The organism is Chroococcidiopsis cubana SAG 39.79, assembly GCF_003991895.1.
GTDB lineage: Bacteria > Cyanobacteriota > Cyanobacteriia > Cyanobacteriales > Chroococcidiopsidaceae > Chroococcidiopsis > Chroococcidiopsis thermalis.
Genome location: NZ_RSCK01000087.1, coordinates 162 through 12,194, shown reverse-complemented (window position 1 = coordinate 12,194; position 12,033 = coordinate 162). Strand labels below are relative to the sequence as shown.

The 12,033-nt window shown below is 39.2% G+C and carries 9 protein-coding genes, 1 pseudogene and 1 CRISPR repeat array; all 10 genes and pseudogenes read right to left on the bottom strand.

The window, feature by feature from the left end; genetic code table 11:
* Positions 1 to 207 precede the first annotated feature (207 nt).
* Positions 208 to 891: a cyanoexosortase A system-associated protein gene (locus DSM107010_RS29820; RefSeq protein WP_106171295.1), complete on the bottom strand. Its 684-nt coding sequence runs from the start codon at positions 889 to 891 to the stop codon at positions 208 to 210.
* Entirely contained in the window at positions 888 to 1,763 is an 876-nt protein-coding gene (gene crtA / locus DSM107010_RS29815; RefSeq protein WP_106171298.1) for a cyanoexosortase A, read from the bottom strand. The genes DSM107010_RS29820 and crtA overlap by 4 nt, the downstream gene beginning before the upstream one ends.
* A gap of 25 nt (positions 1,764 to 1,788) precedes the next feature.
* Positions 1,789 to 2,919, bottom strand: a complete 1,131-nt coding sequence (locus DSM107010_RS29810; RefSeq protein WP_127024611.1) for an aldo/keto reductase — start codon at positions 2,917 to 2,919, stop codon at positions 1,789 to 1,791.
* Between the two features lie 168 nt (positions 2,920 to 3,087).
* Positions 3,088 to 4,976: a CRISPR direct-repeat array (repeat unit 37 nt; unit sequence GTTTCAATCCCTAATAGGGCGTTAATTAAATTTCAAC).
* Between the two features lie 212 nt (positions 4,977 to 5,188).
* Positions 5,189 to 5,476 carry a CRISPR-associated endonuclease Cas2 gene (gene cas2, locus DSM107010_RS29805; RefSeq protein WP_106169130.1) on the bottom strand — a complete coding sequence of 96 codons (288 nt, stop codon included), beginning with the start codon at positions 5,474 to 5,476 and terminating at the stop codon, positions 5,189 to 5,191.
* Between the two features lie 21 nt (positions 5,477 to 5,497).
* The gene (cas1d, locus tag DSM107010_RS29800) at positions 5,498 to 6,502 is read right to left on the bottom strand and encodes a type I-D CRISPR-associated endonuclease Cas1d (protein WP_106169129.1); all 1,005 of its coding nucleotides are present in this window, start codon (positions 6,500 to 6,502) and stop codon (positions 5,498 to 5,500) included.
* A 42-nt stretch (positions 6,503 to 6,544) separates the two neighbouring features.
* Positions 6,545 to 7,138 (bottom strand): CRISPR-associated protein Cas4, encoded by a 594-nt coding sequence (gene cas4, locus DSM107010_RS29795; protein ID WP_015155035.1) that lies wholly within the window; start codon positions 7,136 to 7,138, stop codon positions 6,545 to 6,547.
* Positions 7,125 to 7,988, bottom strand: a complete 864-nt coding sequence (gene cas6 / locus DSM107010_RS29790) for a CRISPR-associated endoribonuclease Cas6 (RefSeq protein ID WP_106169128.1) — start codon at positions 7,986 to 7,988, stop codon at positions 7,125 to 7,127. Before cas6 ends, cas4 begins: the two co-directional genes overlap by 14 nt.
* Positions 7,989 to 7,998: 10 nt before the next feature.
* On the bottom strand, positions 7,999 to 10,680 hold the full coding sequence (cas3, locus tag DSM107010_RS29785; protein ID WP_127024608.1) for a CRISPR-associated helicase Cas3': 2,682 nt from the start codon (positions 10,678 to 10,680) through the stop codon (positions 7,999 to 8,001).
* Complete coding sequence (locus tag DSM107010_RS29780; RefSeq protein WP_127024605.1) at positions 10,673 to 11,500, bottom strand: hypothetical protein; 828 nt, start codon at positions 11,498 to 11,500, stop codon at positions 10,673 to 10,675. Before DSM107010_RS29780 ends, cas3 begins: the two co-directional genes overlap by 8 nt.
* A 3-nt stretch (positions 11,501 to 11,503) precedes the next feature.
* Positions 11,504 to 12,033 (bottom strand): annotated as a pseudogene (locus DSM107010_RS29775) (hypothetical protein); the annotation flags it as partial.

Here is a 12,033-nt window from a genome sequence, read left to right as displayed (position 1 = left end):
TGCTAGCTAATCCAGCTCTCCATTTTTCTGCACTCAACTATGGCGATCGCCCTTACACATATTGGAACTGCGTGTTGTAGGGAGACAAGGGAGACAAGGGAGACAAGGGGGACAAGGGAGACAAGGGAGACAAGGGGGACAAGGGGGACAAGGGGAGCAATTCTAGTCACTAGACACCAACCACTAGTCACTCTTTACTAATAATTGTTAAATTGGAGGAAGGCGAGAACTCCACCACTTATATGAAGAAAACCAAGCCTGTTCTAAGGTAGAGTAAGCTTCGGACGTAGGCTGTTTTAAAGGTAAAGATAAATGAGTCCAAATGCAACGGTTATCTCTTAATTCTTGTCTTCCCAACAACCATAATGCAATTCGTGGAAATTGAAAATCATAGCGCAAGCGATTTGCGTCAAATTGGGAAGGAGTGAACGTACTACCACCACGAGAATTAATACATGCATTTAAATATGCTCTTTGTTGGTGTACGAAAACTGCGTAATAACCTAATTGTGGATTGTGGCGAATTTGCAGTGGAGATTGATTGGTTGGAAATGATAGATTAAGATTGTCTGCGATCGCTTGTTGTCCATCTCCTACAGTATTTAATTCATAGCGCGCATCAACATCGAGTAACAAGTCGTTTTGCTTGTATTGATAGCGTCTACCTGGAAATGCTACCTTACCATATGGTTCTTGTTCTACAATTCGATCTGGTAGCGGTTGACTTGCGACTTGCTGCCACTGTGGAAGAGGAACTGTAGCAGGAAATGTAAAAGGGGTAACTTTTCGCTTACCAATGTTTGAATCGAGTAACACTCGACTAGATACAAACAATACATTGACAAATGTGAAAATTAATAGCGGTGTTCGCAAGCGTTGCCAAAACTTCATAGTTCAGAAAGTTCTCTCTTGTCTGAATGTTCGGAAGGTAATCTTTTACTAGTTAAATAACAGAATCCTCCAAATAATAAAGTAGAAGTTAGAAAAAAAACTTGCGAACCCGTACCGATGTGCCAGTATTTAAATGTAGCTTCGGCTGTGTAAGCGTGTAAAATGGCTAGAATAGCGACTCGTACTCCATTGACAACAAAAGCGATCGCAACTGCGGCTAAAGGAACGAGGATTTTTTGCATTGTTTTTGTCGGAAACATGACTAAAAATAATACAGATAGTTTTAATAAAGGAAATATACTTTCCCAACCAGAACAACCAGCAGCTACCTCTACAGCTTTGCCATTAGCTAGAACAATATTGACTCCCTCTCGATAAAATTCTACTCCTAGATAAGTTAAAATTAAAGACGCAAAATTCGCCGTGTATAGAGCTAGAATGCCAATTCGATTAATTAGCAACTCTACAGGAATCGAAAAAGCAAAGATAATGATTATCTCTTGCCAGTATTGATGTAATTTGTTTGCTCCAGAAGCAAGTAAAACCAATCCTATAGCAGCGATAAAGGGAATAAAATGAAATAAATTGTCGAAACTAGTCATCCATAGACTTCTGAGGAGAACAAAGCCTAGAAGACTAAAGCCGAGGAAGCTAGAAACAATATCGCTTTGTAAAATTAATTTGTGGCGCTTTTCCCATATTAAAATTGCCACAGCTAACCAACAAAGAAGACTGAGAATAAATTGATTTGAATCGGCATTACTCCGCCAAATTAAACTTGCATGAATAGTCGCTATACCACTCGCGATCGCCATTAACCAAAATTGCGGTTGTTGTAGCGATCGCCATTCATTTTGGGAAAAAACTTTCATAAAATTACCAATTACCAATTACTAATCATCCCCATAACCTACGTCTAGGAGATCCATTCAAGCGATCGTGAGTATCAGATAATAATTGCGGAATATCTAATTGTTCGGGACAGCGCGGTAGACAATCACCACACTGAGTACATTTATTTGCTTTCATGCCAGGAAACCAGTGTCCGGCATTTTCAAACATTTGATAACGATATTTGCCGTACTCCTGCATATTGTATGCAATAGTCAGATTTCGCAGGCGCAAAACTTCGGGAATATTAATTTTTTCAGGGCAAGGCAAACATTTGTAGCATTGACTACAGCGATCGCTTGCTAAAGTTGTAGCAGCATGAGTTTCTAAGTGCTGTAATACTTTAATTTCTGCATCAGTTAGAGGTGTGTCACAGTCAGCGACTTGTAAAGGGACGTTTAACTCTTCTGGGGTGGCTGCACCGATGCTGAGGGTAGTAATACGGCGATCGCTTAGTAAAAAGCGATAATTGAGTTCTAATGGGGAAAAAGGCTGGCACAAGTCTTTAAGCGTCTCTGGTGGAGTGTATAAGAGTCCTCCCTTATCCGCAGGAGAGATAATAAATACACCCATATCTTTAGTATGGGCGAGTTCTACTGCTGGGGCATGACGTTGAAAAAAGTAGTAATAATGTAGGTTGACAAATTCAAACAGATCGGTTGCGATCGCTGCTAGTATTACATCTAAAGATGCGTGAGTGGAAAAACCAACGTGTCTTACCCGTCCATCAGCAACAGCTTCCCGTACTGCTTGCATACAACCATTTGGTTGTTGTACGAGATCGAGATGTTCCCAAGTGTTTATTCCGTGAATTGCCAAGCAATCTAAGTAATCGAGTCCAATACGTTCTAAAGATTCATCAATATAACAATGCATTGAGTCTGCATCTGTCGTAGGGGGAATTTTGGTTGTGATGTAAAGTTGGGAACGGGGGACAGGCAAACCTTTTTTGAGTGCTGCACCGAGATATAATTCGCTGTCACCATAGCCTCTAGCTGTTTCGATGTGATTGATTCCTAGTGCAACTGCGCGATCGATTGTTTTATAGGCATTTTCCTCCGAAGCCAAGTAACGCATCGTGCCTAACGAAAACACCGAAAGATTGAGATTTGTTTTGCCAAATCGTCGGTAGTGCATTGGTTCAGTCTGTACTAGGTTCAATCCCTAATGGGAGACAACTAAATTTCAACCATAGCGCAGCAGGCGATCTTATTCCAACACTTCCGAAAAAAAAATCAATTCCTAATAGGGTGATCGTTAAATTTCAACATGCACGGTGTAGCCTGTTCTTTTGGTTTCATTGCGGTTTCAATCCCTAATAGGGAGGCAATTAAATTTCAACGCGATCTAGCTATCTTGGTATCTGCAATTAATCGTGTTTCAATCCCTAATAGGGCGTTAATTGAATTTCAACAATCAGCTCAGTCTCTTCTCTAATCTGCAACCCGGTTTCAATCCCTAATAGGGCGTTAATTAAATTTCAACTTGTCTCGCTCTGCGATATCCTTAATCGAGAGTGGCAGTTTCAATCCCTAATAGGGCGTTAATTAAATTTCAACCTTTTACCTTGACTTTTCTCGTTGTCGCTTCCATCAGTTAAGTTTCAATCCCTAATAGGGCGTTAATTAAATTTCAACTTTTATAGAAACATCGGTGATGTTGCTATTTATTAAATGTTTCAATCCCTAATAGGGCGTTAATTAAATTTCAACGTAACTTATCGATAATTTTGAAAGTGGAGCGGCGCTGTTTCAATCCCTAATAGGGCGTTAATTAAATTTCAACCCTTCTCTTTAACTGCTTCCCTCACAAAATCGACTGTTTCAATCCCTAATAGGGCGTTAATTAAATTTCAACCTGATGGGGAATATGTGATGAGTCAATCACAGGTAAGTTTCAATCCCTAATAGGGCGTTAATTAAATTTCAACTACAGGATTTGGAGCATGTTTGAGCACTGTTGCCACTGAGTTTCAATCCCTAATAGGGCGTTAATTAAATTTCAACCGTTGGGAATTTGCGCCCCTAGTTTAGAGTTGATGTTTCAATCCCTAATAGGGCGTTAATTAAATTTCAACACTAGGGGAGTTGGTGTAAACGCTGGTTTGATATCAGTTTCAATCCCTAATAGGGCGTTAATTAAATTTCAACCTGGGTTTGCTTCTGGGCTATCAGCAGTACAGTCGTACTGAGTTTCAATCCCTAATAGGGCGTTAATTAAATTTCAACAATTAGAGGGCGCTGGAAGCGTCATTAAGGCTAATTGGAGGTATTGTTTCAATCCCTAATAGGGCGTTAATTAAATTTCAACAAAGTTAGATGGTGCCTCTGTTAATTCATCAACTGTTTCAATCCCTAATAGGGCGTTAATTAAATTTCAACGTCGTGGAGCGGATCGCTTGGAACTAAGCCAGAATGTTTCAATCCCTAATAGGGCGTTAATTAAATTTCAACGTATAGTAATAGTGTGGTAGAGATACCACACTGCACATTGTTTCAATCCCTAATAGGGCGTTAATTAAATTTCAACCTCAACGGAGTATACCTGGGAATGATCGGTATTAGGTTTCAATCCCTAATAGGGCGTTAATTAAATTTCAACGGAAGTTTGTTTTCTAAGCGGTAGTATTTAGTCATTCTCGTTTCAATCCCTAATAGGGCGTTAATTAAATTTCAACACGCGGGAGGAATAGAAATCAATTGTCGAGGATTGTTTCAATCCCTAATAGGGCGTTAATTAAATTTCAACCTGGCATCGCTGCTAGCGTTGCTGGGTACGCCGCATACAAGTTTCAATCCCTAATAGGGCGTTAATTAAATTTCAACCCCGATACGGCTGGCAATCCGCCGCCCATAGCCGGTTTCAATCCCTAATAGGGCGTTAATTAAATTTCAACAATGCGATCGTGAGAGTCATTATCACATCACTATTGTTTCAATCCCTAATAGGGCGTTAATTAAATTTCAACCGCTGCGCCGTGCTGTAGGAAATGGCGAAGTTCGCGTTTCAATCCCTAATAGGGCGTTAATTAAATTTCAACCTTGAAGATCGCTGGCAGTGCTGTATTCGATAGTTCCTGAGCAGTTTCAATCCCTAATAGGGCGTTAATTAAATTTCAACTTCAAGGCTTTAGTTCTGCTGTAGTCAAAGGCAATTTGTTTCAATCCCTAATAGGGCGTTAATTAAATTTCAACGGCGGGAGCCTGAAAACTAAGCCATATTTAGTTTTCAAGGTTCGAGAGCGCGGATAAAGCAATAATAGCATCACAAAAGCTGGTTCATGCAAGGTACAAATTGTGAAAACATAGACTTAGCAAGGAGCGCGGTAGATTATTAACCATTATTCCTGTAAACTACTGTATCGCGCCGATCACCAGCATTTTTTTCAAACTCTCTGTACCAACACCTACCCATCCGCGCATTCAGCAAAGAAAATAGTGTCATCATAAACTGGTTCACCACCAATACGCTCAACTTTACCAAAACAGCAGGCGCATAGAAAATAAAATCGAATACTATCAGTATCCGGCTTAATTAACTTATTTAAACGCCAACGTAATTTAGCATATTGAGTATTGCTCAACTGGCATTCAAACACGCTGTACTGCACCCATTGCCCGTAAGACTTAAGAACGTTATGGATTTTGGTACGGCGCTTATCTTCGGAGATATCGTAAGAAATAACAACATTCATGGTGATTTTCTCCCCTCACGCCTACTTCAAAATCAACGGTGGATATTTCTCACTTTCACCCATTAAGTATTTCGCTAGTAACCGTGCTTGTAGTTCAAATGCTTCTTGGTAACTACATTTACGTCCTAGAACTGGGTGCTTGAACTCAGATTGCTTCTTCTGCGCGTATAAGCGCAAGAATGTTTTTCGCCCTTCCCCAGTCAGAGATACCGCATGACTTAACGGTTCCGTCACAAATTCTGCGGGTGTCAAAAGTCGCTTATTCAAAGCAGATAACACGACTGCATCTACTATTAGGGGACGAAACTCTTCCATTAAATCCAATGCTAGCGCTGGTCTACCATAACGTTCGCAGTGTAGATATCCTAAATATGGATCGAACCCAACAATATCGATCGCCCCTTGTATATCATGCCGCAATAATGAGTAGCCAAAGCTGAGTAAAGAATTAACTGGGTCAGTCGGCGGACGGCGGCTGCGCGTGGTAAAAGTAAATTCTGTAGCCCGAATCAGTTGATGGAAGCAGTTGAAATAAGCCGCACTACCAGCACCCTCCAAACCGCGCAGCGAGTTAATACTGTTAGTCGTGTCAATCGGTGCAATCGCCTGCTCTAAACGTGTAATATATGCTGATAAATCTAAGTCTGGAAATTCCCGTTGGCGACGGATAAGTAGATTTCGGTAGTTTTTTAGCTTACCGCGCACAAAACCTTGAACTACATGAATTGCTTGGACTGACTCACCAGCTGCTTGCCATTGTGCCTTGCGAACAAAAATGTTTTTACTAACTTCTGGCTCCAATCTACCTAAATAACGACCTGTTTCTGTCAGAAAAGTCAGAGGTATATGGCGTTCGAGTAGTTCGGAAATCGCCGCTGGTGAAACGGTAGCACGTCCCATAACTACAACACCATCTATTTTAATTAACGGCACATCTAAAATTGTTTTTTTATCAAATCTGACATGAAGACGTTCATCTGCTTTGCCAATAAAAGCATCTTCTTGAGTGATATAAACCGTACCCATAATTGCATTTCTAGTCGATAAGTTACATCAATACAACTAAACTTACTTGGCTTCTTGATAGCGTCCGATCTTATCTACAGCACCAGGCAAGCAGCGTGAAAATAAGCTACATCCATCACAGCGTTTTGTTTTAATAGCCTTTGGTATCTCTCCTGTCATTAGCAATGTTTGAACGGCTTGAATAGTTGCGATCGCACTTTGACGCAATTGGTTAGTAATTTCTACTAGTTGACGTTGGTGCGAATGAGCATAGTAAATATAGCCATTACTAATACATTGTCCAGTCATTTCTTCTAAACACAAAGCTTGGGCGCAAACTTGTAGTTCGTCGTTATCCCATTCTCCTTTACGTCCTCGCTTGTATTCCACTGGATACCATTGACCGTTTTCTACTTCAATTAAATCAGCCTTTCCAATTAATTTGTATCGTTCGGACTTCAGCCAAATTGCTCGAATTTGCCGAGTTTCTTCTCGACTTCCTTCTCCTAACGTATGAACGCGATCGTGTAAACTCGTTCCTTCAATTGTGTATTGGTTATCGATAAATTCCCCTACACAAAACATTCGCCAGCAGCGGTGCGGACAGTAGGCATATTGATTTAATGCAGCGATAGGAATGTAATCAAGATCGTCCATGATTTTTCATATTTGAAGAACGCGAATCAATTGTTGACAGACGGCGTACCATGCCCATACCCATTGTTGTTTTACGTCCTACAACCGTATATAAAGCAAAGTCAGCTAAAGCGTTAATTTGCTTAATTACTATTGGTTCGACATCTCCAAGAATGCGATAGCTAATTTCACCAATACAGCCAATAAACTTACTATTATAATTGCTAATTACTTCCGTTTGAATCTTGACAAAACTTGGATAAATTGAGTCAAAGGAGATATTAGTAAATTCAATTCCACTATATTTATGCCAACGTCCTAAAAGACTGTTGAAAACGCATTCTTTGACGGGAAGAATCGTATCGTATTCACCTTGACGAAAGGATACAGGCGTAGTAAGAGTGAAGCTAAGAGTGCGATCGCGATCGCTAGCTTGTTCGTATAGTTGGGTATAGGTGCAAGCATTTGCCCAAGGTTGCATCGATTGGGGAGTACCGAGAATACTGGTAATATACAAGTCTGCGGAACCTAAATGCCAAGGGTGTTTTGGGTTAAGATTCAGCCACAGTGGGGTTAATTTGCTAAATAGAGTGTCATCGAGTAGGGAAATACGCCACCAGCAGGGAGTACCTGCGGGAATGGGTTTTTGATGACCAAATTGTAAGGTATGGTGATGTTTGTGCTGTCGTTGTATTTGCAGGGGTGAGAGGGTGAAAGCTTTATCTGCATTGGATTGATGCAGGTAGTTTCCCAAGGTTTTATCGACAGAACTAATGAGGGTGAGGAATAAGGCGTGGAGATGTCTGCCAGTGAGAAATTCAGGGTAGATAGGAGATTGCGGAATGAGGTTGAGGACGAGGCTGTGAGGCATGATATTAAATCTAATCTGACTTTGTTTTCAATGCTTTTGTATATGTAATAATTGCTGACTTGCGATCGGTGTGTTTGCAAAGTAATTTTTCATCACAATTCGTCGATCTGAGTTTAATAAAAATACCTGGCAATTCCACAAATCCTAATTCTGGATTATATGAGAATTCACGCTTTCCATCATATATTTCAGCACCTTCCTGATTTTTGTGAATTTCAATTACTATATCCTTAGAATAAGCACAACCCCAGCCTAATTCTCTTTCATCAAAGCGTGTAGTTTCTCGATCGTAATAACGCTCCAATACATAAGTATTAGCAAAATCGTTCTCATCATTCTTTATTAGGCGATCGACAGGTACAGTTATTTTATGTGGATTTTCACAGCCATCTTTATAAATCAATGTTGCCGAAGGTGTCCTACTACGAGTAACAATCAATCCTTTTTCATGGGAATGTTTACAAGTTAAATCTGCCTCATAAACATAATCATGCAGCATGGAAAATAGTTCGATGACTCGATAATCATCAACTTGTTCAGAAACAGAGATACATTCACTAATTTTTTGAGCATTAAACTCTGATAATGATTCTAGAGTTTTTTGGTAGATTTGCCAGCCATTTTCATCTAAGCTATTGGAGAATTCAGGAATTGAATTACCGATCGCTATCACTTTAGCATTATGTATATTACCTTTGCGGTTGCATCTTCCCGCGCGTTGAATTAAGTTTTCTGGAGGACAAATTTCAGAAATCAGTACTTTAGCATTTAGATCGCAACCAACTTCTATAGCACTAGTTGTAATCAGAAGATAAGGTTGATTACTGGAATCTCGTTTTTGAATTTCAGCATAAATATTTGGTCGCAGTTGGTCGGCAATTCTACCATGATAGAGAAATAAAAATCGTTCTGACGAGCGATCGCTAAAATTTAAGTCACTTTTTACTTTCTGATAAATCTCGACTGCATCTTGAACCCTTTCAACAACTACAATTAGTTTTTGTTGAGATTCAGTCTGCCATTCTCTAAGGATGATTTGAGTATATTCATTTTGATAAGCTTCTGGATGTTCTGAATCTCGTTTAATACTATTAATCCATTCAAAGCTTTTTTTGTTGGGATAATCCTGTTTTAATGTTTGTTCTTGAAATTCTTGGAGTGCATGGTATTTTTCCGAATCTTCAATATAATCTATTTGTTCTAGATAATCAAAACGTTTTAAATACTCGCTTGGCATTGTAGCTGTCATAAGCATAATAGAACGTCCAGCTTCATATAACGATTTCACTAAACTGTTAAAGTTTGTAAATGAAATTTCATCATAACTATGAGCTTCATCAAAACAGATAAGTGTCTTCTCTTGATTAATTCTCAAAGGAAAAATGAATGACTTTTGCTTATCTCCAAAAGCAAAGTAGCGATAAAGGAATTTATCTATAGTCGTGAGAATAACATCACCCTTGTATAAATGTCGTCTAGAATTGGATGTACGAAATTTTCTTTCTTCTCCATTTTTGTAGATTTGGCGATACATTTGCGCTCCTGTATCTACAACTAAAGAAAATTCTCTATTTGGATGTAGTTTAGAAAATTTTTTTAGATAGTCTTCAGTTCTTTGTTTTTGGTCTTCCAATAAACTACGAGCGGGCAGAGGTAAAATTAAACGATAACTTGATGCTAGGGCTGGAAATAGAATTGACTCGAATTTCCCCGAACCAGTAGAAGACTTCAATAAAATGGCAGGATGTTGGTCTTCATGAGAATTATATATTTTTTCAAACATTTCCTTTTGCATTGGGTTAGGCTGAAAACCTCCCAACTTTTGATAAAAGTCTTCTACCGTCCAAATTTTAGCTTGAATGCTAGAGTTATAAGGCTGAATAGTTATTGTTTTAGTAATTGATTCTTGTGAGTTACCTTGATGAAATTGCCACCAGGTTTTTACTATACGATCTAGTATTTTACCAATAGCTTCTTCTCTACCATCTTGAATACATTTTTTTAATTCTCCATCTTTATCAATTTCATTAGACTGCATGACCCAAGACTTGAAAGTTAGTTCTATAGGTTGTAAATCTTCAAAGATCCAAGGCTCGATAAAATATTTTGTGTCGTCTAATTCATCTGGTGCAATTGTAAAGTCCATAAAGGCGCGAGAATCTGCCTGGTTTCCATCGCCAAAAACTCTACAGGCTAACTCAGCTTCTATCTGATCGCACATTTCCAGAATATATAGTTCGCGGGCGTAAGCTAGCGGTTCTTTAGTCAAAATATCAGCATATTTTTGTTCTTTTTTTAGTTTGTATGCTTGACTGCATATATCTTCTACCGAAAAATCATGATGCCCGATTGCTAAAGCTTCTGCCCAAGCATCTTTGTCACATTTAGCTAAGTAACGATGTCCTCTAAATGAGTAAGTATACTCCTTAAATTTACTCATTTTCGTAATTTTCGCTTGAATCTCAAATCTTTGAGGTTTACCTATATCGTGAATCTTTGCTGCTTCTAAAACTCTTGCAAAAGAAGACTCTGATGGAAAATCTCTTTTGCTCCATTTCTTAACTAAAGCCATCACATTACCAACATGATTTCCCAGAGGTTGAAAACGAATTTCGCTAGGAATTGGCTGTGCTTCACCAGGAAAGAATACTCGACCAAACTTAAATGAATATTGACGATGTGCTTTAGACATATGCTTCACCTCTCAGCAAGTTAACCAGCGAAACAGGAATATTAATTCCATTTCCATCTGTGAAATATTCCAGAGTCGGAGGATTTCCTGTGTCTTCTGTAAAATAGGCGGTAACAAAAGGAATAAATCCTTCAATTTTGGTTACTCGATTATCTAAAAAACCTTCTTGTTCTGATTGATAACTTGTATCCCTTGCCCATTTGTAACGATACATGTTGTAAATATCGCACCCGCTTACAAACTGCTGACTTTGTAACAGAGCTTCCATTGGTACAATTGTTGAAGGATATTTAGCAGCGGTTTCTTGATGTAAATTCACGATTTCTGAAACTTCTGAGACAATCGCAAATCCTTCTTTACCAAGCTTACAGCCGTAACCTACTAATTCTTGAAAATACTCTAATCCATTTCGAGAATCAGCTAATACATAACCAGTCAGTTTTTCAGCTATAAAATATTCCCAAGTATGCAACTGAAAATTCGCTTTTTCGCCATCTTGATAAATTCTAGAAAAGGCATCATGGTTAAACTCTCGCATCCCTTTGCGATAGGTACGATGAACGGCACTCCACGTTCCTTTGGCTGGATACGCGCCTAAAGCTAAATAATGCGGAGGTAAGGCATAAACTGGCGGATTATCGCTGTTAATGCGAGTTTCTGGAATTTCCAACCCAACAGACATCATGCCTAGCCGTCGCAAGAAGCCAGATAAAGTTGTTGGAGGAACGAAGGGATAAGTAGCGATGTTAAGAATTGACCCAGGCAAAACGCGAAAGGTCATCGCTGCTGTAGGTTGAATTTTCAGTTCGACACAGTACATAAATTATGCCTGCAATACAGTGTCAACAAACAAGGCAGAATACTCTTGTAATTTCTCCAGTGCAGCATCTCCTATCCAACGTTCAAAATGTGGAAGTTGAATTCGATCGCTGTTTGTTTCTGGAGTTCTGGCAAAGCGAAGAAAATCATCAATAGCCTCTTGTGGGTTAGTAATTGATGGAGAAATCACCGGACGCTTTCCTCTGGGAACGAGGTATCTATCCACAACTAGAAGAGGCATTTGTTCGGAAGTTTCTGCGATCGCTATTCCTTTTGGATTTCCAGAACCTATACGTGGCAAACAATCTAGAAAAGCATAAGCTATAGAAGCAAACTCTGTGTCTGTAATACTCAATGCGTGATTAGTTACTGGATAAAGAATACCTGGTTGGTTGTACTGGCGTTTAAAGGGAGTAGGTTTTTCTTCCTTTTTAGATAAATTATTGGAAATAATTGCTGGATGCATCGCTCGTTGTTTATCTACGGGATAAATATCCTGTACTGCTACACCTCCACCATGTGTAACTCGACCAA

Bases quoted from the DNA above. Each gene is read 5' to 3' on its own strand.
- DSM107010_RS29820 (WP_106171295.1), bottom strand. From the start codon at position 891: ATGAAGTTTTGGCAACGCTTGCGAACACCGCTATTAATTTTCACATTT.
- crtA (WP_106171298.1), bottom strand. From the start codon at position 1,763: ATGAAAGTTTTTTCCCAAAATGAATGGCGATCGCTACAACAACCGCAA.
- DSM107010_RS29810 (WP_127024611.1), bottom strand. From the start codon at position 2,919: ATGCACTACCGACGATTTGGCAAAACAAATCTCAATCTTTCGGTGTTT.
- cas2 (WP_106169130.1), bottom strand. From the start codon at position 5,476: ATGAATGTTGTTATTTCTTACGATATCTCCGAAGATAAGCGCCGTACC.
- cas1d (WP_106169129.1), bottom strand. From the start codon at position 6,502: ATGGGTACGGTTTATATCACTCAAGAAGATGCTTTTATTGGCAAAGCA.
- cas4 (WP_015155035.1), bottom strand. From the start codon at position 7,138: ATGGACGATCTTGATTACATTCCTATCGCTGCATTAAATCAATATGCC.
- cas6 (WP_106169128.1), bottom strand. From the start codon at position 7,988: ATGCCTCACAGCCTCGTCCTCAACCTCATTCCGCAATCTCCTATCTAC.
- cas3 (WP_127024608.1), bottom strand. From the start codon at position 10,680: ATGTCTAAAGCACATCGTCAATATTCATTTAAGTTTGGTCGAGTATTC.
- DSM107010_RS29780 (WP_127024605.1), bottom strand. From the start codon at position 11,500: ATGTACTGTGTCGAACTGAAAATTCAACCTACAGCAGCGATGACCTTT.